Raw genomic sequence first — 24,582 nt, 5'->3', positions numbered from 1 at the left:
TTCCTTATTATTTAATTAAATCATACAGTCCAATTGCTTACACATGTAAATGAAAGCAAAATTAATTGTACATGAAGGCTAAATGATAATCTAGATTTTCATATCAAAACTATGCATTTTTTTCAGGCAATTCTGCCACTACAAGATCAAAGACAGAGCAGTCAGCCTGGCTGGAAGACAGAGATTCCTTTAACTTTGCCAGTTGATTAATCATCAACTTGGGTTGGTTAGGATCATTATGAAAATTGGAAATATATCTTGATAATTCAATTGCATTACAATCATATTGCAAAAATTCAGGTACCATCATTTTATTGGCTAATAGATTACATAAGCCCAAAAATTTAACTTTAATAAAATACATGGCAGCAACATAAGTCAGAAAGGACGATTTGTAAATAATGCACATTGGTTTTTCCAATAAGGCACATTCTAATGAGGCAGTTCCAGAAGCTACTATGACAAAGTCAGCAGCAGACATGCATTCTATTGCCTGTCCCTGAATAAAAGTAACAGTAAGATTCTGATTGCTGAAATAAGCTTTTACTTTATCAGGACTGATAGTTCCAGCGATAGGGACTACAAATCGAAGTTTGGGGCTGTCTAGGGTCAGCAATTTTGCTGTATTCACCAATATCGGTATATGGCGTTCAATTTCAGAATGGCGACTCCCTGGAAGCAATGCAATAATTGGCTCGTTTAAAGGTAACCCCAGCGAAGTTCTACTCGAATGTTTATTCTTGGCAGATGCTATTTTTTTTACTAAAGGATGCCCTACAAAACTGACGGGAACACCTGCATTTTCGTAGATGGTTTTTTCAAACGGGAAGATGACAGCCATTCTGTCGATGCACTCTTTAATAAGATGGATACGTTTACCTTTCCATGCCCATATTTGAGGGCTGATATAATAGATAATTTTGAGCCCCAGCTTTTTTTTTGCATATTTCGCCAATCTCAAATTGAAAGCAGGGTAATCAACCAAAATCAGCAAATCAGGTTTTTGTGTGCTTAGATGCTGTTTGATATCCTGAAAGGCTTTTCGGAATATTTTCAGAAAAGGAATTATTTCAGTCAAACCAGTTACAGCATAACGCGTTAAATCTGAAATTAAATGAACTCCGGCGGCCCTTAAGTGTTTTCCGCCAATGCCACTGATTTCCAGATTCGGATAAACTGCTTTTAATTGTTTTACCAGTTCGGCAGCATGGTGGTCGCCAGATTCTTCACCTGCCACTATGACAACACGACTAGCATTCGGCATAGCGTTCTACAAGGTTATTATTAATTAAAGCGGTGATTTGTTCGGCTGTTTTCAAAGCATCCCTTCCTTCTTCACCTGTAACAAGCGGCGCGCTATCATTTTCTATGCAATTTAAGAAAGCTGTGATTTCCTCCAGTAACGCATCTCCTTTTTCAAACTCCCTTTGATCCCTGGTGATATCAGGTATTCCAGGGAACATTTCTCCCGTGCCTTTTTTAAATACAGCAAGCTGTTTGTTTTGGTAATCAATTGAAATATAAGAATTCTCCTGAAAGATTCTTGTTTTTCGTTCTGTTTTAAAACTGATTCTACTGGCTGTTACGTTCGCCACGCAGTGATTAGCAAAGCTTATGCGTGCATTAGCTATATCAATTGCTTTTGTTAATACCGGTGCCCCTTGAGCCGTAATGGATTTAATAGGGCTCTGAACGATATTTTGAATGATGTCTATGTCGTGAATCATCAAATCAAGTATCACGTTTACATCAGTTCCGCGGGGGTTAAAAGGTGCGAGTCTCTGCGACTCTATAAATAATGGTAATTCCAGATATTCATCCAGGGCAAGGCGAGCAGAATTGAAGCGTTCTAAATGGCCTACTTGTAACTTCACCTGATGTTGTTTTGCCAGTCGAATCAGTTCCTCAGCCTGGGACACTGTTTCAGTAATCGGTTTTTCAATCAGAACATGTATCCCATGTTGTAAACAGAATTTTGCAATTTCAAAATGCTTGTTGGTAGTCGCTGCGATACTGACAGCGTCTACTTTGCCAAACAGGTCATGGTAATTGATGTATGCCGGAACATTTAACTCACTGGAAACCGCTTCGCAGACTGTAGAGTTTACATCACAAACTGCAACTAACTCTGCATTAGGAATTAGTTGGTATTTTTGGGCATGAAACCTGCCAAGATAACCAACACCAATAACTGCACAACGAATTTTATTCATCTGATCATCAATTGATAATTATTTGTACTTATGATCGCATTTCCTTAGTGATAAATCAATTGTATTTCCTATGGTTATCATGCCAGGCAAGTAGTAATTGAGACATTTTAAACTCTAATCAAACTCTATCAGATTGGTTTAAATCCAAGAAATCGATTCTTGTCTTGCACTTGCATTCAATAGCTATTATCTTACGCCTAATTTTTCGCAGGGAGGAGTTAAATGAATACTGAGCTAAAAATATTGATGGCTGGGGTCGATGAAGTGGGGAGAGGACCACTTGCAGGTGCCGTTGTAACCGCAGCCGTTATTTTAAAAAAACCAATAGATGGGCTTACCGACTCAAAAAAATTAAGTCCAAAACAAAGAAATTTATTAGCAATTAGAATAAAGGAAGAAGCGTTGGCTTTTGCCTATGGGCGAGCAGAGGTTGAGGAAATAGATCAATTAAATATTCATCATGCTACTTTATTAGCTATGCGAAGGGCAGTTGAGGCTTTACCCATTCAGCCAGATAATGTCGTTGTCGATGGAGCTTTTACTCCTCAATTGAACATACCATGCAAGGCTATTGTCCAAGGAGATAGCTTGATACCTGAAATTAGTGCGGCATCCATCCTCGCCAAGGTATTGCGTGATGAAGAAATGGTAGCTCTTGATAAAATATATCCAGGATATGGTTTTGCAGAACATAAAGGTTATGCAACCCCTGTTCATAAAGAAGCGCTAATGCGTTTGGGTCCTTGTAAAATACATAGAAGAAGTTACTCGCCTGTTGTGGATTTGATTTCAAAGTGAAATTCTGGTCGGTATTAATTTGTAAAAATACCGCTCAAATAAATAGTCTTATAAACAGAAAAATTTGCATACCCTGCGAACAGTTATAATATGATTTGTGCAAGTCAGGGCATAAAAAAATTAAATCAATTCAAGCTATTAAATAATATTCTGTGTGAGCTTATCGACATTAAAATTCCAAAACTTGCCAGGAAAGTTACCATAGCTGTTCCACCGTAACTGACGAGAGGAAGAGGTATACCTACAACTGGAATAATGCCCATCACCATACCAATATTGACAAATGCAGACAGAAAAAAGGTCATGGCAAGACTGGCTGAAAGCAGGCGAGTGTAAGTGGTTTGTGCATTATTGGCGATATTTAAACTGCGTAAGGAAATTAAGACTATCAGTGCAATAATAGCAAAGCCGCCTGCAAATCCAAATTCTTCCCCACTTACTGCAAAAATGAAATCAGTAGCATGTTCTGGTAAGAAATTAAGGTGTGATTGACTACCCTTTAACCACCCTTTGCCCATTAGTCCTCCCGAGCCAATGGCAATTTTAGATTGAATAATATGATAGCCGGCTCCTAGTGGATCCTGTTCAGGATCAATTAAGGTATATACCCTTTGTTTTTGATAGTCATGCATCAAATTCCAGACTACAGGAATTGCTGAGCACATCAGCAATGCAATTAATAATATGATTTTAAAACGTATTCCTGCCAAAAATACGACACATAAACCGGCAACAGTAACCATAATTGCAGTACCTAAATCAGGTTGTTTTGCAATAAGAAGAGCCGGAATAAAAATAATCAGGGAAGCAATACCAATTGAGCGTAGACTGCTTGGATGGGATTGTCGGTCGAAAAACCAGGCGGCCATCATAGGTACAGCCAGCTTCATAATCTCGGAAGGTTGAAAACGAAATAATCCTAGTTCTAACCAACGTTGAGCTCCTTTACCAATTTTACCCATTAGCATGACTGCAATTAACAGGCTTAACCCAACCCCATAAATCCATGGGGTCCAGATTTTATATTTATGGGGCGGGATAAATCCCAGTACAAACATGATTAGAAAAGCAAAGAGCAGCCTCATGGATTGGCGCATGATCATGCCCATATTGGCATTTGAAGCGCTGTATAGTATCAAGAGTCCGAAGGCAATAAGAGTAAGTATTAATCCCAGTAATGGAAAATCCAGGTGAAGGGACTTTGCTGTAAAACGATATACGGGCTTAGTCGTTTGTCTACTCATGGTGTTTTCTTAATAGGATAAAGTTGATAATAAGTGTCAAGCACCTTACGTGCTACAGTGGAAGCGATGGTATCATTTTCAACTACCACGGCAATGGCAATTTCCGGTTTTTCTACTGGAGTAAATGCAATAAATAAAGAATTATCTCTCAAATGCTCAGGTATGTCTTCGTACTTTGCTTTTTCATATTGTCTTCCACTGTATACTTGTGCTGTACCTGTTTTTCCTGCTACCGGGTAGGGAGGATTTCTGCCAAAACGATATCCTGTTCCTTCATTGCTGGTGAGTACGCTATGCATCGCATCAATAACAATATCCCAGTTCGCTTCATCCCTCAGGGAAACTGGATATTCTTCAAATGGTTTGTATTCTTCTGTTTCATTTGTGTCACTGTTAACTGTTTTTATCAGCAGGTGAGGCCTAAATCGTTGTCCATGCTGACTTAAGGAAGCTGTGGCATTAGCCATTTGCAAAGGCGTTGCCAGCATAAATCCTTGTCCTATTGCAGAAATGAGAGTATCTCCTGGATACCAGGATACACCTTTAGCTTGTCTTTTCCAGCGAGCGCTAGGTATGACTCCATTGGCTTCTTCATGAAGGTCAACATGTGTTAGTTGCCCTAAGCCAAATTTTACAAGCATGTCTTCAATGTTGGAAATTCCCATTTTATTACCTAACTGGTAAAAGAAAGTGTCACAAGAGACGGTAATAGCTCGTTTGAAATTAATGACTCCGTGACCTGTTTTTTTCCAGTCCCGGTAAATATGGCTGGAAGTAGGGAGCTTATATTTGCCAGGGTCATATATTTCAGTGGTCGTGGTAATGAAACCTTTATCCAAACCAGCCAGTCCAACAAACGGTTTGATTGTTGATGCAGGGGGGTAAACACCTCGAACTGCTCGATTAAAAAGAGGGCGCTGGAGAGCATTGGATAACACTTTATAATCTGTTTTACTGACGCCGCTGACAAAAATATTGGGATCAAAACTTGGAGAACTCACCATCGTGAGTATTTCACCATTCCGGGAGTTTATGACTACTACTGCACCGCGTTTATCTTTCAATGCATTATAAGCTGCCTCTTGAAGTCTGGCGTCAATGCTTAAATACAGTTTTGCTCCTGAATGAGGATTAACTTTATTTATTATTCTTAAAGTGCGGCCACTAACATCAGTTTCTACCATTTGATAACCCACTTTACCATGGAGAATATCTTCATAGTATTTTTCAACACCAGCCTTGCCAATAAAATTGGTAGCGCGATAATTAGTGGGGTTCACCTGCTTTAGTTCCTGAATATTAATGCGGCCAACATACCCCAAGGCGTGGGCAGTAATCTCTCCAAGAGGGTAATGACGCATCAATCTCGCTTTAATGCTTACTCCCGGGAAATGATACTGATTGCTGGCAAAGGTAGCTACTTCTTCCTGGCTTAATTTTAATTTGATAGGAATGGGAACAAAAGAACGATTTTGTAATCTGGTTTTATTGAAGCTATCAATATCTTCGTCTGTAATCGAAGGAATTAACTCTCGAAGTTTAGTCAAAGTCTGTTTCATGTCTTTAACACGTTCCGGAGTGATTTCAAGTACATACACAGGTATGTTTTCAGCGAGTAATACTCCATTTCTATCCAAAATAACTCCTCTTGGAGGAGCAATGGGTATCACACTCATTTGATTTTTTAAAGACAAGGTCTGATATCGTTTAAACTCCGATATTTGGAGGAAGGCCAATCTTAAAATCAGTATTAAAGATAAAATAATCAGAATGGCAATTAATAGATTCAGTCTAAATCGTTGATGTTGGGATTCAGCACGATAGTTTTTAAATGATTGATTCCGATACATCGCAGAAAATGTTGTCTGACAAAACAAAAGTAGAGATAGTAACTGAAATTACAGATTTTTACCAATTATAAAATGCTTATTAAACATGTCATTTGGGCGATATCTTGAATTAATGTACCATTGTCTCGCCCACCCGCCATGTAATTTGCTCTATATTGTCTCAAATGGTTCTTGATATGATTAATCAGTTATAGTATAATTTATTATCAATTTGATTTAAATTAATGTAAAAAGATGCCATATACTCAAGATAAATTTGAGACGTTTGACCAATTAACCAAAGATCTCCAAATCGAAATAGCACAAAATTTATTAAATGGTGGTTTATTAAACTTGGCTCAGACATCTAAATATCATTTAGCTTTGTTTAAACCTGTGGTTGATGTTCGTAAGCTACTGTACTGTGTAGTGCGCGGTGAACATACTAAAGTGCAATCAATGTTACAGACAGACTGGAGTTTAATTTTCAAAAGAGGCAAAGTCACGGATTGCTCTGGACGAGAATTTGACAACATTAGTGCTTTTGAATATGCACTCTGGGCACTGGATAAACACATGTGGTCGGCAATGATTGCGTGTATTCCGCAAAGTGAAGAAAGCCGGAAGTTATTCGTACAATTGCTTGCTCAATATAATAAAATCAACACAGAAGGAGTTATTTATAAACTTAATGAGAACACCATAACTGAACAGCATTTTGATTTCGAAAATACCATCATTAAAGAGCTTACAACTCAAGTGAAAGAGATGAAAACGCAAGTGGATTCGATAAACGCCCCCAATCTGACTGGGGATAACATTGATAATTGGGATGCCATTGATAATCAGTGGCGAGAAGGTGTTGGTGGTTCGCAAAAACTCCTACCTATGCATATTGTTGATGAATACTGCTCTAATGAACCTTTTTATCCTGTGCCTCAATTTACCTCACAGCCAAAATCATCGAAACAATTCTACAATTGGACTACTAAAAAGTATGAAGATTGGTTTAACCTGAATTCTAAGGTAGGAACTGATTTAGCTATATATAAAGGTCGCGGTAGTAGTAGCCTTGGGTGCGGGCATGCAGGCATTGCGGCGTCGCGTGATGATTTGGGAGCTATAACAGCATTATGTCAAGTAAGATCAATGGACTTTATTAATCTCAAATCGCTACTTGAAGAACGTGCTACCTTGGATAATCATCACCTAGCTGCTCCAATTTTATCGGGTTGATCGCATGTTGGCGGTGTAAGCTGACACACTTTATATCTTTGGATTAGTAAACAAAGTCTTATCAGGCCGTTGTTGCTTTTCATTTTTAAAGAAATTACTTATTCCGCCAATGATCGTATTACTGACAGAAACGAGTTTATCAAGAAAATTAACATCTAATTCCATTTGATGACAACTTATGTCGTTGATGTCTTTAAAATCATTAAAAATCATTTGAGAAAAACATAAGAGCATGTAATTTAACACGGCTTCATCTTGTTCTTTTTGGCTCATTTTTTTAAACTCAGTATCATTTTGTAGTGTTTTCCATTCATAAAAATTGATGCTACGCCCATGATTCGGATCGTAGAAATAAGCGGTTTTTTTCTTTGGATCATATCGAAAATAGACGGCATGGCCCCACATTGAACTTTTTGAGTCTAGAGTTCCATCTTTTTTCATTACATTATGTCCAATCGATATTTTAACCATGCCACCATGTTTTAATTTAGATTTTTGTTGTTGTTGGACCGCCTCAGTAAATACTTTATAGATCGAATCTGAATTAAACGCAGTCTCATCGGCAAAACGCAAATCCTCATTCAGTGTTTGAATTTTCTTAATCTGAAGACGCTTTAATACGGCTTGAGATAGGCCATCATTAACTGTTCCCTTTTCCACTGCTTTATATACACCTACTTTATATAAAGCGTGATTGTATCGATCTTGTGATGATATTTTTACTTCGTCTTTCCATTGTGAATCAGAAATTACTTGATTTCTACTTAAGCTAGTCATTTCTCGCGTAATTAATCGATAAGTGTTTGCTTGACAAACTCCTGTTCCTAATACTTCCCCATCACCACCAACAAATCCTTGAATATTTTCATACTGAATTGGATTTCCCCATTTATTAAAAAAATCAATTTCATCATGAGCATCATGCAACATTTTTGCTCGCATTTGATCAGGAGGCAGACCATCCAGGGGGTTAAGCATAGCTCTTATTTTTTCATCGGTTAAATTTAACAGATATTCTTTGTTATCCTTAATTTTTTTATTCAAAGAAATACGAATAGAGCGTAATAATTTGCTTTTTGCTGCTTCTAGAGCGCTCTCTATGTGCTGTGCAATATTTTCTTGAGATTGGGTCAATTCTTTTTTACATTTATTATATTCTTCTTCTATCAAGTTAGTTGCTGTTGAGAGGATTTCTTGTCTTACTTTAGTTATGTTGTGAATCAAAGGTGCTAAAGAAGGATCACCATCAGCAGTAATAATTTTTTCTTTTAAAGCCATAAGTTCAATCTGATATTGCAGCTCTTTTAATGTAGGGAATTGATCTTCTGATTGACCATTAAGAACAGCATTTTGTATCACATGTTTGATTTTTTGCTGAACGAGTTCTTTATTTACTTTAATTTTGCTAGGATCTATACCAAATGCACTGAAAACGGCTGCCTCATGAGGGTTTTGGAGGAATTTTTCAGGATGAGTAAGTTGCTGATGCACAAAGGCACGCTTTAACACGAGGGAAAAATCCTTTAAATATTCTTTAGGCAACCGTGTTAAGGCCAGTTTCAGTTTAGGAAACATTTTAACTACAACTTCTTCTTGAGCAATGACCTCTCCTCGCTCAAGCTTTACTCGTAGCTTTGACATTTCATCTTCATACTGTTGTTTTGTCATATTCCCTTGAGCGTAAGCAATAATTCGGAGTTTATCCGACTCTGACATCATACGTTCACTATCGCGAATATCCGTTCCAATCACATCCCAATCACCGATGATTTTTTCTGCTATTTGTTTATTTGTACTATGTTCTAAACGATCATATAGATCGATAAGCGCTGCACGATTGCAAGCTGAACGAATACTTACTACAAACTGGTCAAGAGCCTGAAGGTTTTTAGCGTGGTCATCTGATTTAGGTTTATCTTCCATACGTTCGATAACATGCTGAATATCACGAACAATTACCGGAGCTAATTTGGCTGCATTATCAATCCGCTCGTCACGAAGCACCTTTGTAACTAACTGAATTACGTTTGTATTAGCCATTGAGAGTGAATCTATAACGTTGTTTTCAGATTCAATCTTTTGCAACTGATCAGACAGCAGTTGTATGAATTGTTCATCACTTACATTCTTGGCTCCTAATAGAGACTGAGTTCTCTCAACTGCGACATCAAAGCTTGTTGGTGAACCCTTCCATTTTTTCTTTTTATCTTCAATAATTCGGTTTCGTTGTTCCACTTCGGATACAATTTTTTCCATAAACATATTAATTTCAGATATTGAGCGTATGGGAGGAGTATTGTCATCAATGCTTTTGGATGTAGGCCAGTACATTTTATACAGTTGTTCAAATGGCATATTAGGGTAATGTTCTGCACATTTTATTTTCAGTTCTTCAAGAATAAAGTGATTCATTATTACTATTAATTCATTAGCTAATCCTCGATGTATTTGCTGCCAAAAGATAAAACTGTCAGGATAAATACGAAATATAATATTATCCGGAAATAAGCCTCTTTTCTCAACCATCTTTTTAACAGTAGAACTATTAAAAAGATGGAATTTGTCGGTTTGATTTGAGTTAAAGCTATCCCAAAGGCTAACAAGGTATATATCAAGGTTTGATTTCATCAAATTAATAGCATCTAAAGCTAAAACTTCTTGTTTTAATTTGTCAAGATTAGTATGTAATTGTTTCTTATATTCATTCGGACTCGGAAGCACTTCTGGGTTTTTATCATAAAAATCTCGAGAAGTTTTCTGAAAAAGCCAAGTTCTAATAACTTCGATATTAAACGCTCTTAATTCCTCCTCATTTAAATCTTTGGGCCATTTATCATCCTTTTTCCAAAAATCACTGGTATTAAAATAGTCACATAATTGTAGTAAAGAAATCACATCTTCTAATGACTCAAGTGTGGAAGGCAATGCACTCATCAACCAAGCCATTTTATCGTCACATTGGACTTTAATTTTTTTTTGATATTCTGAGAACCTATTCAATTCAATAGTATAACTGTCATCTTCTGAAGTAACTATAGGAAACTTATTTTCAGGTGGACTGAAATCGATATTAGCTTCTGATGGGAAATCATAATGAAAAAGTAACGAACCTCCGGTAATATAAGGCATAATCAGATCGTCAATAAATATACACTAAGTTAATTATATGCACTAATCAAGGATCGCACAAGGACGATCTCTATTCTCGAGTTGCCTTATAACTAATGTTATCGAAAGAAACAAATGATAAGAGACTATCCGAAAAATGGGTGGTATAGCCCGATCCATCGCGAGACTGGATTATATTTGAGCACTCATGTCGTTCGCACAAGACTTAAAATTACCAGATTTAGAATATTTCATGAAAAAATGAAGACAAATTCCGTAGCGAGACATACCTATCCATTGGATGACTGAATTTTCTCCACTAATCTCTCTTTATTTCTAACAGGACTTACGCAAAACTCTAAGAATTGAGAAATAGAACAAATAATAATAAGAGAAAGATCAAAGTTGTTTTGAGTATGATGTGATAAGGTTTTGTCAATTTGTTCGATATGTTATAGTTATGTCTCGCCCGAAAACAATAAAAGTGACGAGTTTGGATTATTGCCAATACTTAATTTAGGAGTCAGATAAATTACACGTTAACAAATTTTACTGACCAAGTAGCTGATTTGTCCTATGATATGATCAATAGGTACTTACGAGACGAGCATCTGACTCCGGGGAGCATACAAAGCTTATTATACATCAAAGTGAGAATGGCTTTCTTGTTTTTGATGACAGCATTTTAACTCCAGAAAAATTGAATCAGTACGATGGCAATACAGCGGCAATGCGCATCGTATTGTCCGTGGAATAGGCTTGGTAAGTTGTATCTATATTAATCCAGAGAGCGAACAGTTTTGGTTGGTTGATTGATTATCGAGTTTTTTATCCTGAACGAGATGGAAAAAGTAAAGTGGACCATGTACAGGATATGTTAAAGAATGCTTTATATTCAAAGTAATTAAATTTTAAAACTGTATTGGTTGATACCTCTGGGGTATGCTAGTAATAAATTCATGTTATAGGTTCATGATTTAGGTAAGTATTTTTATTGCCCAATCAAGCGAAATCGCCTTGTAAGGTATGCAGGTACTTCAGAACATTACCAACCAGTGACAGAACTAACTTGGAGCGAAGAAGAGCTCAAATGGGGAAAACAGATTCGTCTTAGGGGTGCCAAGTGATTTTTATATGAAATTGTTTCGCGTGTCTTTTTCTACAAACAGAACCGATTATGTGGCCACTAATGACCCATCTCATCATTGTCGTAATGATACACAATAAGTGTGTGCCTTTCGATGGTTTATTGAGCAGTTTCATCATGAAATAAAGCAACTCACTGGAATTGATAAGTGTGAGTGTCGTAAACAACGTATTCAGAGAAATCATATCACTTGTGCTTTATTAGTCTGGGTAAAAATCAAGGATTTAGCCTGTAATTCTCAACAGACTGTATATTAGCTTAAGAAAAATCTATTGAAAAATTATTTGACACAAGAGCTTAAAAATCCATCAACTACTATGGCTTTTGCGTAAGTCCTCGTTGTCTTTTGAGATTCGGGGATGGAAGTAAATATGGACACATTTCTTTAAACCAGCTCTTGCAAAAATCATCAATATCACAGAATATTTCAACTATCGATGTTAACATCTTGTTTCCTTATACAATTCAGGCGTGAATTTTAAAGAAACAAAATCTATATGGCACCGATATTTTTTTGAATAATTCAATGACATAACCTTATTCTTATATCGAGCTGAGGTTTATTTATGATAGGGATGGTTGTTAATGATAGACCATGCTCTATAGAGAGCTTCCAGTAAAATAATGCGAACAAGGGGATGAGGAAGGGTTAGTTTGGATAATGACCAGCGTTCATCGCAAAGAGTCAGTATTTCATTGGATAATCCTTCCGGACCACCTATTATAAAACAAAGATGACTTGAAATTTGTTGTAATTGAGTCAATTTAAGTGCTAAATCCTCACTACTAAAGGATTTTCCCAGCATATCCATGGCGATAAGGCGAGCATTAGCAGGAAGGGCGTCTTTAATTAAAGCACTTTCCTTTTCCAGTATTCTTGCTAAATCCGAGGATTTGTTACGACGCAGTAAAGGGATTTCAGTGAGCTTTATCTGAATTCCATCATGAAATCTCTTTGCGTATTCATTAACTCCTGAACTAACCCAGTCGGGCATTTTATTGCCGAGAGTGACAATGGTAATTTTTAGCATAGTCAATATCAGGGATTACTTGGGTGTTCTTCCCATAATCCTTCAAGGTTATAAAAATGTCTGTATTCTGGTTGCATGACATGCAATATGATGTCTCCAAAATCAATTAAGGCCCAATCACCATTTTCTATTCCAGTAGAACTCAAGCAAGGCAGGCCAGCAACCTTCATATCTTCCAGAACTTTTTGAGCTATGGATTTGACATGTCTGGATGAGCGGCCTGAGGTGATGACCATAAAATCAGTGATTGTTGTTTGTTTATGCACATCAATGATTTTGATGTCTATCGCCTGGATGTCTTCAAGAGATTTCAACAGTTTTTCTAGCGTAGGATTCTTTTCAAGCATAACTAAGATATATTCCGTCAAAAGGGTTGAATGATATCAACAATTGATTTGTATAAAAAGAGTTTTAGTTTCCCGAACCTGGAAAATTAAAACGTAAAAATCTAATTATTGTTTTCACATATCTGAATGTGAGTTAGTAAAAATTTAATCACAGCAAACAATACCAGGCAGCCTAATGTAGCGATGAACAATATACTGAGTTGTTGAGTAAATGCTGTAGCGTAGAGTGTTTTTAGGACAGTTATATTGGTCTCTCCAGTAGGAATGGCGGTTAGGTCGGCTAATTTTCCCGAAAGGAATCCTCCTATTCCTAATGAAACGAAAAAGATACCCATCATGGTGCTTACCTTATTTTTGTCAGCGAGTACAGTTATTGCTGACAACCCTACCGGGGAAAGCAGTAATTCAGCCAAAGAGATCATCAGATAAGCTGGGATGATAAGAAGAGGTGAAATCAAAATGGATTTATCAACCGCACTACTTACAAATGCAATAATTGAGTAGGCGAGGGTCATGAATACCATGGCAAGCACAAATTTTTTCCCGGTACTTAAACCTCTTTCAATCATTGTAAGATTATTATGTCTTTTAGCAAGAAAATAACCGATAATCAACATGCCAATACTTTGTACAGTGATGTAATAGGGGGGTGGGAAATCGATACCTAAAAAGCTTGGCTCAACCACTCGCGCGATGAATAATGTTAAAGACATGAACATCTGAAAATAAAATGCCCAGAAAATAACGGAGATGATGCACAATAAACCGATAACTAATGTTTGTCTGGATTGATTTGCACTTTCACGATTTACTGAATATAAAATGTAACTGGCTGAAAAAAGTACCACAAGTCCAAACATAATATTCGCCAGCTGAGGTGAACTTAAAATATAAAATGATAAAGCCCATAGCAGAACCAATAACACAAAAGCTGAAATGATTTTACCTGGTTGGAAAATAAATGGGTTATAATCCTTAATTTTGTACTGATGTATCCCGAATAAAAATACTATAAACGCGATAATTAGTCCGATTGATGCACTGGTGAAGGAAGCAGACCAGCCAAAATACTCATTAAATTTGCTTGGCAGTGTTGTTCCAAGGATTATTCCTGTTGTAATCCCCATATAAAAAATAGTAAAACCGCTTTCTCTTTTTGTTGAGCCTACTGGATATTCATTACCGAGTAATGAAGAAATGTTAGGTTTTAATAAACCTGTTCCTACAGCTACTCCTGCAAGTGAAGATGTTAATGCCAGAGAATTATCTATCAACGACAACAAGCAGTAACTTAAAAACAGGACAATAGCACCCAGTAATATAGCGCGTTTTTGACCTATTAACTTATCAGCAATCCAGCCACCTACTAATGGTGAGAGATAGGTGAGCGCTGTGAATGATCCTACTAAAGAATAGATTTCTTTGTCAGGCCATTTAAAATGTAAAGCCAAATAAAGTGCTAATAAGGATTGAACTGCGTAAAAACCATAACGTTCCCACATTTCAGTTGTAAAGTAGATGCGCAGAGATTTTGGATGTTTTTCCATATTTTTAAGTGACTACGATCAAATTAATTCATTAAATAAAAATTATATCATATAAAAAACACTGTGAATATTAATTGGTCATTTTATCGGGTTTTTCTCAACTCATTAGATTATCTCATTCCAGCAAGTAGTTGACTGGTGTATGATGCTAAAAATTTTTTAATCGCTATTTGAAGAGAAATAATAACTGAGGTTTTCATAGCAATAAGGAGTATTCTTGATGAACAAGGACAAGAATAAACGTGTTATTTCTGCCCCTAAAGGTACCGAAATTCAAGCTAAAAGTTGGTTAACTGAAGCGGCATTAAGGATGATTTGCAATAATTTGGATCCTCATGTTGCAGAAGATCCAGATTCTTTGATTGTTTATGGTGGTTTGGGCAAGGCTGCCAGAAACTGGGAATGTTTTGATGAAATTGTTCATGTATTGAAATTACTAAATAATGATCAGACTTTGCTCATTCAGTCTGGAAAACCTGTTGGTGTATTTACTACCCATGAAGAGGCCCCCAGAATACTAATTGCCAATTCTAATTTGGTACCACGCTGGGCTACCTGGGAGCATTTTAATGAACTGGATAAGAAAGGCTTGATGATGTATGGTCAGATGACCGCCGGCAGCTGGATTTACATCGGTTCTCAAGGCATTGTACAAGGGACTTATGAGACATTCGTTGCGGCAGCTAAAAAACATTATCAGGGCGATTTGTCCGGGCGTTGGATTTTAACAGCGGGTTTAGGGGGAATGGGCGGAGCTCAACCCTTGGCTGGAACTATGGCTGGTGCCAGTGTTCTGGCTGTAGAATGTGACAGGCAAAGGATTGAGAAACGTTTACAGACAAAGTATCTGGATCGGTACACTGATAATTTAAGTGAGGCATTAGACTGGATTAACGAATCCTGTCGCCGTAAAAAGCCAGTTTCAGTAGCTGTATTGGGAAATGCTGCTGAAATATTTCCTCAACTGGTTAAGTTGGGAGCTCAGCCTTCCCTGGTTACCGATCAAACCAGCGCTCATGATCCACTCAATGGCTATTTGCCATTAGGATGGACATTGGAACAAGCTATTGAAATGAGAAAAAAATCACCAGAAGAGGTTGTTGATGCGGCCAAGAAATCGATGGCTGTTCAGGTGCATGCAATGCTTGAGTTTCATAATAGAGGTATTCCTGTCTTTGATTATGGCAATAACATTAGACAAATGGCATTTGAAGCAGGAGAAAAAGAGGCTTTTTCCTTTGAGGGATTTGTACCTGCTTATATCAGGCCATTATTTTGCGAAGGGATTGGACCGTTTCGATGGGTTGCATTGTCAGGTGATCCAGAAGATATTTATGCAACAGATGAGAGAGTAAAGCAGTTAATTCCTGATAATCCTCATTTGCATCATTGGCTGGATATGGCTAAGGAAAAAATTTCATTTCAAGGATTACCAGCAAGAATATGTTGGGTGGGGTTAAAAGACAGAGCACGGCTTGCCCTGGCCTTCAATGAGATGGTTAAAAATAAACAAGTTAAAGCACCTATTGTCATTGGGCGTGACCATTTGGATTCTGGTTCTGTGGCCAGTCCCAATCGCGAAACAGAAGGTATGTTGGATGGCAGTGATGCTGTTTCCGATTGGCCTTTGCTTAATGCACTGTTAAATTGTGCCAGTGGAGCTACCTGGGTCAGCATTCATCATGGAGGAGGGGTAGGTATGGGCTTTTCACAACATGCCGGCGTTGTGATTGTTGCTGATGGGACAGAAAAGGCGGCTAAACGATTGGCTCGTGTGCTACACAATGATCCTGCGACAGGGGTAATGAGACATGCGGATGCAGGTTATCAACTTGCCAAGCAATGTGCCAAAGAGAATTCGCTTTGGTTACCCATGGAATCTTAAAAGGAGCCTGTTTATGTCAGAACATTTTATATTGCAGCCCGGGCAATTATCGCTACTTTCTATTAAGCAAATTTTAGATGAGGGTCAATCGTGCGTTCTCGCTAAGAGCGCTTTTGAATTAATAAATGCTTCTCATCAAACTGTTAAAAAAGTAATTGATGAAAAGAAAACAGTATATGGAATCAATACAGGTTTTGGTTCTCTGGCGAATCAGACCATTTCTGCAGATTGTTTGAAGGAGCTGCAGCGTAATATTGTACTTTCTCATGCTTGTGGAACAGGTAAATTGTTGCCGGATGAAGTGGTTGCTTTGATTTTGCTTTTGAAAATTAATAACTTGGCTCAGGGGTATTCCGGGGTTAGGTTGGAATTAATCAATGCCTTGATTGCTTTGTTTAATCATAAAGTATATCCATGCATCCCTTCTAAGGGTTCGGTAGGCGCGTCTGGAGATTTAGTTCCGCTTGCACATTTGTCTTTACCTTTGTTAGGGGAGGGTGAAGTAAGGCACCAAGGACAAGTTATCAGTGCTGAGGAAGGATTAAAACGGGCTAGATTGAAGCCGCTTGAATTGGAAGCAAAAGAAGGATTAGCACTTCTTAATGGGTTGCAGGTATCTACCGCTTTAGCATTGTCTGCCCTGTTTATTAGTGAGACATTGTTTGAAACAGCTATTATTTCCGGTAGCTTATCAGTAGATGCTGCCAGTGGAAGCGATGTGCCCTTTGATGACAGAATACATCAAATTCGTGGACATCAAACTCAAATTTCTACTGCTGGTATGTACAGAAATTTATTAGCTGGCAGTCAAATTAGAGAGTCACACAGGCATTGTCATCGAGTCCAGGATCCTTATTCTTTAAGATGTCAACCCCAAATTATGGGTGCAGTTCTTCATCAGATGGAGTTTGTTGGACAAACTCTTCAAGTAGAGGCCAATGCAATTTCTGATAATCCTCTCGTTTTTGCAGAGCAGGGGGATATTTTATCTGGGGGAAATTTTCATGGTGAAATCATTGCTATGGCTGCTGACAATTTGGCATTGGCATTGTCCGAGATAGGTGGTAGCGCAGAACGCCGAATTGCTTTATTAATTGATAAAAATTTTAGTGGATTACCCGCTTTCCTGGTTAGAGAAAGCGGCTTAAATTCAGGTTTTATGATTGCCCATGTAACTGCCGCTTCTTGTGCCAGCGATAACAAAGCGCTTGCTCATCCACACTCGGTTGATAGTTTGCCTACCTCGGCAAATCAGGAAGATCATGTTTCTATGGCAACTAGCGCCGCACGTCGATTACATGAGATGATTGATAATACTTCAACTATTCTTGCTATTGAATTATTGGCAGCTTGCCAAGGGTTAGAGTTCCACAAGCCTTTAAAGACATCGCCGCAATTGGATAAAATTTATCAAGGCGTAAGAAGTGTGGTTAAAGAATATGATAAAGATCGCTATTTTGCGCCTGATATAGAAAAAATAAAACAGAAGATTTTAAATAAGGAATTTTCGTTACTCACGTTAACGAGCGAATAGCAGGAAAATACAATGGAATTGATGGCAGAATATCAATCTTTGCATCAACAACTTAAAAGTAATCCTTATCCTTCTTTGTCTGAAAGAAAAGCACAGTTGATTACAATAAAAAAAATTTTGCAGACAGAAGCTTACGCTTTGGCAGAAGCAATCAATAAGGATTTTACTCACCGTCCTGTTGAGGAAACCTTATTCTTGGAAATTTTTCCAACGATAAAAGCCATTAATTTTTGTTTAAAAAAAATGAAAAAATGGATGAAGAAAAGGCGCAGAAATGTGTCTTGGTTGTTTATTCCTGCAAAAGCCTATGTTATTCCGCAACCACTTGGGGTGGTTGGTATCATGGTTCCCTGGAATTATCCTGTTTATCTGGCTTTAGTCCCTGCTATTTATGCCTTGGCAGCTGGAAACAGGGTGATGATAAAAATGTCTGAGTTATCTCCGCATATTGGCGATACTTTACTAAAATTGATGCACGCGGCTGGATTAAACCATTCTGTTAGAGTCATTAACGGTGATATTGAGCTATCAAAGCAGTTTGCTTCGCTTCCTTTTGGCCATCTTATGTTCACTGGCTCGACTAATGTAGGAAAACTGGTGATGAAGGCTGCCAGTGATAACCTGACTCCAGTGACACTGGAGCTAGGTGGCAAATCTCCGGCAATATTATCTCCTACCATGAACCCAGCTTATTTTAAGCGCTTGTTTATGGGCAAATTATTCAATGCTGCTCAAACTTGTATCGCGCCTGATTATTTATTGATTCCTAAAGGATGGGAAGACAGAGTCGAAAGAGAGTTTAGGAGGTTTATTAATACCTTTTACCCGGATTTAATGAGTAATAAGCAGTATTCCAATATTATTTCAGAGAGACATAAAAAGCGATTACTCGATCTGGTCGAAGATGCGCGAAGCAAAGGGGCTCGTATAGTTAAGTTTGGTCATTCAATTCCGAATAGCTCAAAGTTACCTGTATTTCTATTATTTGATATAACAAATGATATGCTTGTTATGAAGGAAGAAATTTTTGGTCCTATACTGCCTGTATTGACTTATAACTCAATAAATGATGCAGTCGATTATATTAATTCATCTCCCAACCCACTTGCCTTGTATTATTTTGGAGAAGATAAGAGTGAAATAAAAATCATACAAACAAAAACATTATCTGGTGCTTTGACTATCAATGAAACCTTAATGCATATTGCAATTGATGATTTACCATTTGGTGGTGTTGGTCATAGTGGCATGGGGCATTATCATGGAAAGGAAGGATTTGATACCTTTTCAAAATTAAAACCGGTGTTAGTGCAACGATTTATATCTACAGTTAGCTGGCTATATCCACCCTATGGTGCTTTAATGCGTATGTTTTTAGCTTGGGTTGGTGGTATCAAGTTGAAGGAGAAATCATGAGTAAAGTCATTTTTATTACAGGTGGCAGTAGAGGAATCGGTAGAGAAATCGCTTTAAAATTTGCTGCAAAGGACAAAGCAAATATCGTTATTGCAGCCAAAACAGCAGAACCTCACCCTAAACTGGAAGGAACTATTTATTCTGTTGCAAACGAAATTGAAGAACTGGGAGGAAAGGCCCTGCCTTTAATGGTTGATGTCAGAGATGAGCAACAGATCCAAAATGCGATAACTAAAACCATAGAAACTTTTGGTCGATTGGATGTATTAGTCAATAACGCGAGCGCAATTAATTTGACTGATACGTTAAATACTCCAATGAAGCGTTATGATCTGATGCAGAGTGTTAATGCCAGAGCAACATTTGCATGTTCTCAAGCAGCTATTCCCTATCTTTTAAATAGTGAGAACCCGCATATTCTGACTTTATCTCCACCATTAAATATGGATAAAACCTGGTTTGCGCCACATCTGGCCTATACCATCAGTAAATACGGTATGAGTATGTGTACATTAGGCCTTGCTGAAGAATTCAAAGAAGCAGGAATTGCTGTAAATTCTTTATGGCCGAAAACTACCATAGCTACTGATGCCATACGAGTCCATTTTCCCAGTGCAATGTATATGGCAAGCCGCAAGCCACAAATTATGGCTGATGCCGCTTATTGGATTATCAACCAATCACCAAAATCAACTACTGGAAATTTTTTTATTGATGAAGACGTATTAAGAAATAGTGGTGTCACTGATTTTTCTTGTTATGCTATGAATCCTAAAGCCCAACTTTGTCCTGATTTATTTTTATGAAGGTAGAAATCTATACTGACGGTGCATGTAAGGGAAACCCCGGACCTGGTGGCTGGGGCGTATTACTTCGATATAATGGCAGAGAAAAAACACTTCATGGAGGAGAAGCTCATACGACCAATAACCGCATGGAATTAATGGCTGCAATTAAGGGGCTGGAAGCATTAAAGCGTCCCTGTGAGGTGGATTTGTATACCGATTCCCAATACTTACAGCAAGGAATGAAAGAATGGATCAAGACATGGAAAAAGAACGGTTGGCGTAACTCCAAGAAAGAATTGGTTAAAAATGCTGAATTATGGCAATCACTGGATAATCTTGCTTCTATTCATAATATTCATTGGCACTGGGTGAAAGGACACTCAGGCCATTTGGAAAATGATTTGGTTGATGCTTTGGCAAATTTAGGTATTGAGGAGTTATCATAGAGCTATGAGGCAAATTATATTAGATACCGAAACGACTGGTATAGGGCCTGAACAAGGCCATAGAGTAATAGAAATAGGTTGTATCGAGCTCATCGATAGAAAATTAACTGGGAACCACTTCCATGTCTATCTTAATCCCCAGCGTGAAGTGGATGAGGGCGCATTTAGAGTTCACGGCATTAGCACTGAATTTTTACAAGATAAACCTTTGTTCCAGGATATCGTGACTGAATTTTTACAATTTGTAGAAGGTTCAGAATTAATTATTCACAATGCGCCATTTGATGTTGGATTTCTAAATTCTGAATTAAACCATCTGAAATGGAATAAGACATTAGAAGATTATTGCCAAATTCTTGATACCTTGGTTTTAGCCAGAGAAAAACATCCTGGACAACGTAACAGTTTGGATGCTTTATGTAAACGTTATGAAATAGATCATTTTAATCGTGAACTGCACGGTGCATTGCTAGACGCCGAAATATTGGCTTATGTGTATTTGGCGATGACAGGTGGCCAAAGCAGTTTATTTACTGAAGTTGAATCCAGTTTGAACCATTCAAAAATAAAAACCCAAGAAATTAAGCCATTAAGTTTAAAAAATCCTGTAATAATGAACGCAAATGAAGCGGAGTTAATTCAGCACCAAAGTTTCATTGAATTTATATCTAAAAAATCCGGTATCAATCATTGGGAAGAAGTGTAGTTATCATAATTATAAATAATTATTCGGTTTCGCGTCTGCCAATTCTTAACTTTATAAAATAACAAGATTTCTCAGGTAGCTTATTCCTGTCAGTAGCTGTTCTCAAGATACAATCCAGTTTGATTGGCTATGGCAGAGGCGAAGCCTAATAATCATATCAACCAGGTAATTTTTTTATTATCTATTTTGGAATTAGATGCTTTTCAGCAAAATCTTTTCCGATACACTCTCCTAATGATCTTCCCCATGTACCAGCTGTTTCACTATTGATTTTATCTGGCATGCTGGCATACAGTTGATCTTGGCATTTTTTAGTACTTTCAGGAATTAAAGTCACACATTGCTCATATGTCATTTTTATTTCATCAAATCGTTTTTTAAGATCAGGATCTTGAATAAATCCTTTGCAGATAAGATCTGGTAATAAGGGAGTCATAGAATTTAACCAGGCATCCTTAGTCATCTCATTAGGATTTGCTGTGTCTTCAGCATTGGATATTAATGGAAATAATGAAGTGCTTAGCACGAGTGTGGTAGCAATAAGTAATTTCCTTGACATGATTTATTGTCCTTATTTTAGAGTCTCATATATATAGTAGGACAAAAAATATAATTTTTCCTTCATTAAGCAATTTAAAGCACTTTAGTTCTCAATGACAGATTCATGGAGTTACGACAATCATCTGATTAACATTTGAATTGTTCAAAAATTAAACTAAAATAATAAAGTGACGGGAAAAAATAGGTTAAATCATGGAAAAGTCCAATTTTCGCTTAAATTTTTTGTCTCAAATTGTATTCTTCACTTTAGGAGCATTTCTATTCTGTAATGGGTACGCGGCTGGTAATACCTTTATTTTTAATCCTAATACATTAACCTGGAAAGCTATCAGCTCTAATGGCAAGGTGATACGGACAGGGCGCGGATCAGGTGGAAAACACTATTGTTCTGATGTTCGCCGATCATGCAAAACACCGTCTGGTGTTTTTAGAGTGATTAGCAAAGGCGGTCCAGGATGCCGTTCCAGTCGTTATCCGTTGGGTAAAGGTGGGGCACCAATGCCGTATTGCATGTTTTTTAGCAAATTGTATGCAATACATGGTTCTCCGGATGTACCAAATTATAACGCGAGTCATGGCTGTGTCAGAGTGAATCCTCATGATGCAAGATGGTTAAGCCAAAATTTTATTAAAATTGGAACGAAAGTAATTATTAAGTCTTATTAATAATAAAGTAAATGTATTTTAATTAATCTAAATGTGATAAAATTAGTTAAAGTGAAAAATAGTAAGCATATTGTAATTTTATTTAATTAACTAGAGAAGTAGTATTGCTATGATTGAAGTAAATGTTTGGGTATCAACAGCCTCCTTATTCAAAAAACGTGTTAAGCACAAATTTTTTGGACCGCTTTTAGCATCTCACGAAAAAGGAGAAAATGTGGGGCATGTCAATTTCACCATAGAAATTGATGAGCGTGTTCAGGAAAGTTTTGATTTTATTGAGCAGCATGCATCAGAGCTGAAAGCTAAAAAAACGTTGCGTGCTATTCCGACTCAAGTAACTACTCCTTCTTCTGCCAACATAGAATCATCTCGTTTAAAGCCAACCTTTGTTAAGAGTGATGTGGTTTCTCATAGTTTCTGGCCAGAAAATAGACCAACTAAATCAGAGACAATAATAGGCAAAAGAGTGAAACCTGAATTTAATACCCATGAAGATGATATGATTGCTGAAGATTCGCTGACTGCAATGTCAATTACCCATCGCAAATCAGCTTTAGAGCAAGTTAATTCTGAAAAGAAAAAGAATCTTGACTTACTTGTTGAAATTTCAGATTTGGAAGTCAACTTGGAGCAAAGAGTACTTTTTGTGGATGATCTTAAAAAATTGCAGTTGGAAAAAGATGAGTTGATTAAGCAACAGAAGCAATTAACCAATTCTCATCAAACCCAATTAAAAGATTTTAAGGGGCAATTAGCCAAGCTGGAGCTTCATTTGAATAAAACAAACGGCCAAATCACAGCTACAGAGAGAACTTTAAGCTACTTGAATAAATTGGAAAAGCCTGACCCTAAAACTAAAGCACAATTGATTGAGCTTAGTGAAAAATTAATTAAATTAAAAAAAGAGCGTGAGACTACAATAAGTTCTCAACACGAGATAAACGAATTAATATCAAAATCTGAACTGAAATATCGTGATGATATGCAACAAGTTGAAAAGAAACTGCAACAGGTTGAACTTGCAATGAACCATCGTGTAGAAGATTTAAAAAAATTGGATATTACAATCAATGGCAGGGATGAGAATGATTTAAAAGAGTTGCAAGAAGAGGCGCATCGTCGCAAAGAATATACTTCTCGCAAAGAACAATTCATCAAAAGCCGAGACTTTACTGAAGGAAGGCATCCTGATTACAGCGTGACATTACCAACTGCGGAAAGTGGTCTAACTTATTATGTCGACGAAGTCAAAATACTAAAAGCTATGCAAGAAGAGCGTGGGCAAAACTATTCGATTGTTTTTAATAATTGTGCTACCAGTGCTAAACGTTGTTTATTAGCGGGAATAGACGAAAAATTGCGTGCCAAACTAAAAGAAACCGGATTGGATAGCAAGTTTTTTGAAATTAGCAAAGTGGAAACATGCCAATCATTACGCAACTGGGCAAGAACTCTTGATAGTAAATTAACGGAACTTAATTTTCCATCACCGGCTCCTACCCGCGGTGCTTAAGAATAATAAGCAGTTCGTCCGTAAAAAAGCTAAGATCACTGCCTTGAGTTTCAGGCAGTGTTTTTTTATAAATCATCCTCATCACCAATACTAAACGAAGAGCCACAACCACAAGTCGTTTTTGCATTAGGATTGCGTATGACAAATTGCTCTCCTTGAATTCCTTTAATGTAATCAATTTCTGCATCATGTAAATATTGATAACTCATTGAATCAACTAGCAATTTAACAGAGGATTTTCCATCAGAACATTGTTGTATCACAATAGTGTCGTCATCATTGATTTGTTCATCAAAGCTAAATCCGTATTGAAATCCAGAACAACCACCGCCTGTAATTGAAACTCGTAAATTCAAATTGGAATTATCTTCTTCTTTGATTAGTTCTGCGACTTTATCTGCTGCACTGACAGAAAAATATATATCTGAAGTATTTTGGGATACGTCAACACTGGCCATACTAAGCTCCAAAATAATTACTACCATTATTATTCATTATATCAATAATGCGAGTTATTTCGTAGCCTTAATCCATAAATTGGCATGAGGAACCAGATAAAACATACAA

Annotated in this window: 20 protein-coding genes and 2 pseudogenes; 11 read left to right on the top strand and 11 right to left on the bottom strand. The window is 37.2% G+C overall.

Annotation, left to right across the window (positions count from 1 at the left end; translation table 11 throughout):
* Positions 1 to 109: 109 nt before the first annotated feature.
* Both lpxB and CC34_RS0101815 read right to left on the bottom strand, forming a co-directional pair.
* Positions 110 to 1,264 (bottom strand): lipid-A-disaccharide synthase, encoded by a 1,155-nt coding sequence (gene lpxB / locus CC34_RS0101820; protein WP_028378538.1) that lies wholly within the window; start codon positions 1,262 to 1,264, stop codon positions 110 to 112.
* Positions 1,251 to 2,213 (bottom strand): Gfo/Idh/MocA family protein, encoded by a 963-nt coding sequence (locus CC34_RS0101815; protein ID WP_027226883.1) that lies wholly within the window; start codon positions 2,211 to 2,213, stop codon positions 1,251 to 1,253. Before CC34_RS0101815 ends, lpxB begins: the two co-directional genes overlap by 14 nt.
* Positions 2,214 to 2,435: 222 nt before the next feature.
* On the opposite strand from CC34_RS0101815, the gene rnhB reads away from it, so the two are divergent.
* Positions 2,436 to 3,011 carry a ribonuclease HII gene (rnhB, locus tag CC34_RS0101810; RefSeq protein ID WP_028378539.1) on the top strand — a complete coding sequence of 192 codons (576 nt, stop codon included), beginning with the start codon at positions 2,436 to 2,438 and terminating at the stop codon, positions 3,009 to 3,011.
* A 125-nt stretch (positions 3,012 to 3,136) separates the two neighbouring features.
* Here the strand turns inward: rnhB and rodA are convergent, their stop codons facing one another.
* Together rodA and mrdA are read right to left on the bottom strand one after the other, a co-directional pair.
* Positions 3,137 to 4,255, bottom strand: a complete 1,119-nt coding sequence (gene rodA / locus CC34_RS0101805) for a rod shape-determining protein RodA (protein ID WP_027221557.1) — start codon at positions 4,253 to 4,255, stop codon at positions 3,137 to 3,139.
* Positions 4,252 to 6,105 (bottom strand): penicillin-binding protein 2, encoded by a 1,854-nt coding sequence (mrdA, locus tag CC34_RS0101800; RefSeq protein ID WP_028378540.1) that lies wholly within the window; start codon positions 6,103 to 6,105, stop codon positions 4,252 to 4,254. The genes rodA and mrdA overlap by 4 nt, the downstream gene beginning before the upstream one ends.
* A 234-nt stretch (positions 6,106 to 6,339) precedes the next feature.
* Here mrdA and CC34_RS0101795 point away from each other — a divergent pair, with 234 nt between their 5' ends.
* Entirely contained in the window at positions 6,340 to 7,320 is a 981-nt protein-coding gene (locus CC34_RS0101795) for a hypothetical protein (RefSeq protein ID WP_027226886.1), read from the top strand.
* Between the two features lie 30 nt (positions 7,321 to 7,350).
* Here CC34_RS0101795 and CC34_RS01000000116080 read toward each other — a convergent pair whose 3' ends face one another.
* Entirely contained in the window at positions 7,351 to 10,449 is a 3,099-nt protein-coding gene (locus CC34_RS01000000116080) for a hypothetical protein (protein ID WP_050598186.1), read from the bottom strand.
* A gap of 457 nt (positions 10,450 to 10,906) precedes the next feature.
* On the opposite strand from CC34_RS01000000116080, the pseudogene CC34_RS1000000116820 reads away from it, so the two are divergent.
* A pseudogene (locus CC34_RS1000000116820) lies at positions 10,907 to 11,907 on the top strand (IS701 family transposase).
* Positions 11,908 to 11,911: 4 nt separating this feature from the next.
* Here CC34_RS1000000116820 and CC34_RS1000000117835 read toward each other — a convergent pair.
* The 4 genes and pseudogenes from CC34_RS1000000117835 to CC34_RS0101775 form a co-directional block, all read right to left on the bottom strand.
* Positions 11,912 to 12,022: pseudogene (locus CC34_RS1000000117835) on the bottom strand (IS982 family transposase); the annotation flags it as partial.
* Positions 12,023 to 12,135: 113 nt separating this feature from the next.
* Positions 12,136 to 12,606, bottom strand: coding sequence for a 23S rRNA (pseudouridine(1915)-N(3))-methyltransferase RlmH (rlmH, locus tag CC34_RS0101785; RefSeq protein ID WP_027226887.1), 471 nt, complete (start codon positions 12,604 to 12,606; stop codon positions 12,136 to 12,138).
* Positions 12,607 to 12,614: 8 nt separating this feature from the next.
* Positions 12,615 to 12,953: a ribosome silencing factor gene (rsfS, locus tag CC34_RS0101780; RefSeq protein WP_027226888.1), complete on the bottom strand. Its 339-nt coding sequence runs from the start codon at positions 12,951 to 12,953 to the stop codon at positions 12,615 to 12,617.
* Between the two features lie 101 nt (positions 12,954 to 13,054).
* A complete protein-coding gene (locus tag CC34_RS0101775; RefSeq protein WP_028379077.1) occupies positions 13,055 to 14,500 on the bottom strand; it encodes a peptide MFS transporter in 1,446 nt (481 codons plus the stop codon).
* A gap of 220 nt (positions 14,501 to 14,720) precedes the next feature.
* Here CC34_RS0101775 and hutU point away from each other — a divergent pair, with 220 nt between their 5' ends.
* The 6 genes from hutU to dnaQ are packed head-to-tail and all read left to right on the top strand — an operon-like array spanning position 14,721 to position 21,275.
* Entirely contained in the window at positions 14,721 to 16,385 is a 1,665-nt protein-coding gene (gene hutU / locus CC34_RS0101770; RefSeq protein WP_027226890.1) for a urocanate hydratase, read from the top strand.
* Between the two features lie 13 nt (positions 16,386 to 16,398).
* Complete coding sequence (gene hutH / locus CC34_RS0101765) at positions 16,399 to 17,919, top strand: histidine ammonia-lyase (protein WP_028379076.1); 1,521 nt, start codon at positions 16,399 to 16,401, stop codon at positions 17,917 to 17,919.
* Between the two features lie 12 nt (positions 17,920 to 17,931).
* Entirely contained in the window at positions 17,932 to 19,335 is a 1,404-nt protein-coding gene (locus tag CC34_RS0101760) for a coniferyl aldehyde dehydrogenase (RefSeq protein ID WP_027226892.1), read from the top strand.
* On the top strand, positions 19,332 to 20,141 hold the full coding sequence (locus tag CC34_RS0101755; protein ID WP_027226893.1) for an SDR family oxidoreductase: 810 nt from the start codon (positions 19,332 to 19,334) through the stop codon (positions 20,139 to 20,141). The genes CC34_RS0101760 and CC34_RS0101755 overlap by 4 nt, the downstream gene beginning before the upstream one ends.
* Positions 20,138 to 20,569 carry a ribonuclease HI gene (rnhA, locus tag CC34_RS0101750; RefSeq protein ID WP_027221566.1) on the top strand — a complete coding sequence of 144 codons (432 nt, stop codon included), beginning with the start codon at positions 20,138 to 20,140 and terminating at the stop codon, positions 20,567 to 20,569. Before CC34_RS0101755 ends, rnhA begins: the two co-directional genes overlap by 4 nt.
* A 4-nt stretch (positions 20,570 to 20,573) precedes the next feature.
* Positions 20,574 to 21,275, top strand: a complete 702-nt coding sequence (gene dnaQ, locus CC34_RS0101745) for a DNA polymerase III subunit epsilon (protein WP_027226894.1) — start codon at positions 20,574 to 20,576, stop codon at positions 21,273 to 21,275.
* A 181-nt stretch (positions 21,276 to 21,456) separates the two neighbouring features.
* On the opposite strand, the gene CC34_RS0101740 is transcribed toward dnaQ, so the two are convergent.
* Positions 21,457 to 21,834: a hypothetical protein gene (locus tag CC34_RS0101740; RefSeq protein ID WP_028379075.1), complete on the bottom strand. Its 378-nt coding sequence runs from the start codon at positions 21,832 to 21,834 to the stop codon at positions 21,457 to 21,459.
* A 194-nt stretch (positions 21,835 to 22,028) separates the two neighbouring features.
* On the opposite strand from CC34_RS0101740, the gene CC34_RS0101735 reads away from it, so the two are divergent.
* Together CC34_RS0101735 and CC34_RS0101730 are read left to right on the top strand one after the other, a co-directional pair.
* Positions 22,029 to 22,502, top strand: a complete 474-nt coding sequence (locus CC34_RS0101735) for a L,D-transpeptidase (RefSeq protein ID WP_028379074.1) — start codon at positions 22,029 to 22,031, stop codon at positions 22,500 to 22,502.
* Positions 22,503 to 22,611: 109 nt separating this feature from the next.
* Complete coding sequence (locus tag CC34_RS0101730; protein WP_027226897.1) at positions 22,612 to 24,015, top strand: coiled-coil domain-containing protein; 1,404 nt, start codon at positions 22,612 to 22,614, stop codon at positions 24,013 to 24,015.
* A gap of 65 nt (positions 24,016 to 24,080) precedes the next feature.
* Here the strand turns inward: CC34_RS0101730 and erpA are convergent, their stop codons facing one another.
* Complete coding sequence (gene erpA, locus CC34_RS0101725; RefSeq protein WP_027226898.1) at positions 24,081 to 24,473, bottom strand: iron-sulfur cluster insertion protein ErpA; 393 nt, start codon at positions 24,471 to 24,473, stop codon at positions 24,081 to 24,083.
* Positions 24,474 to 24,582 lie beyond the last annotated feature (109 nt).

Source organism: Legionella pneumophila subsp. fraseri (assembly GCF_000586315.1).
Lineage (GTDB): Bacteria > Pseudomonadota > Gammaproteobacteria > Legionellales > Legionellaceae > Legionella > Legionella pneumophila_B.
Note: the sequence above shows the minus strand (reverse complement) of the source record. Positions and strands in the feature narration are given on the sequence as shown.